This window comes from Streptomyces sp. NPDC002130 (genome assembly GCF_040296465.1).
Taxonomy (GTDB): Bacteria; Actinomycetota; Actinomycetes; order Streptomycetales; family Streptomycetaceae; genus Streptomyces.
Genome location: NZ_JBEOXI010001192.1, coordinates 1 through 1,085, shown reverse-complemented (window position 1 = coordinate 1,085; position 1,085 = coordinate 1). Strand labels below are relative to the sequence as shown.

1 protein-coding gene is annotated in these 1,085 nt (G+C 70.6%); it reads left to right on the top strand.

Features of this window, described 5'->3' with window-relative positions; genetic code table 11:
- Positions 1–296: 296 nt before the first annotated feature.
- Positions 297–983: an antibiotic biosynthesis monooxygenase gene (locus ABT116_RS49570; RefSeq protein WP_351648289.1), complete on the top strand. Its 687-nt coding sequence runs from the start codon at positions 297–299 to the stop codon at positions 981–983.
- The last annotated feature ends 102 nt before the right edge of the window (positions 984–1,085 follow it).

Below are 1,085 nucleotides of genomic sequence, written 5' to 3'. Positions count from 1 at the left end.
CGGCGCGATGGGGTCTGACGCCGACTGACTGTTCGTTGACGCGCCAACCGCTGCGGGCGGACACCCCCCGACACGGCCCCTTCTGGCCGTACGCGGGTGCGGGCGGCTCGTGGCTCGCCCAGCTGCGGGCATGCGTGCCGCCTGGGGCGGCACGGGTGGGCGCGGCGGCACTCCGCTACGCCGCGGACCCACTCGGCTCCAGCGGTGACGCCTCGTCGCACACCCGCTTGACCTCAAGCTTGGTCGAGGTTGAAGAGTGGGGTTTGTTCGCGACCGGCGCTACGACTGGAGTGTTCATGAGCCGTCGAACCGAGCAGCACCCCGACCTCGCCGACCCTCGCATCGGTGCTCCCTTCTTCAGCACCTGGCGGGTGGGAACCCCCGAGCGGCAGCGGCAGACCGCGGAGGTGATCGGGCGGACTTGGGAGCGGCGGCCCTGGCCGACCAGGGATCTGCTGGGATATCACGTGTACGCGGAGCAGGACGGGTCCACGCTGATGCACTACTCGCAGTGGACCGGCGAGCAGGCCTACGAGTCCTTCGTCGCAACTCACCGGCAGGAGCGCGTCGACGAGATCGACACCGCCGTGCCGGGGATCGAGCGGGTCTGGCTCGGGCGGTACCGGCGCTACCGGAGCCGTGAGCGCGCTGTGGGGGAGACGCGGGTGCCGGGCCTGATCGTGACCGTGCGGGTCGACTTCGAGAGTGCGGCCGAGGAGCGCCGGGAGGAATGGGTCGACCTTGTGCTGAAGGCCGTGGACGGCGATCCGCAGGGGCATGCCGGGCTGGTGTCCGCGCACTTCCACCTCAGTACGGATGGTGGGCATGTACTGAACTACGCGGAGTGGGAAAGTGCCGGGGCTTACGAGGAGGCCCTGGCGGCGCCGTCGACCAACTCCTGGGAGCGGGTGCGGACGTATCCGGGGCTGAAGGGCGTCACCGGCAGCCGGTACGAGCACGTTCTGGGGCTGGTGCCGGATTGATCGGGCGCGTGGGACCGGCCGGGCGGGGCATCCAGGCCGTGGTCGCCGGCTCCGACAAGGGCCTGGTCGTCGTCCCCGAAGTCCGCATCACCTTCACCCTGC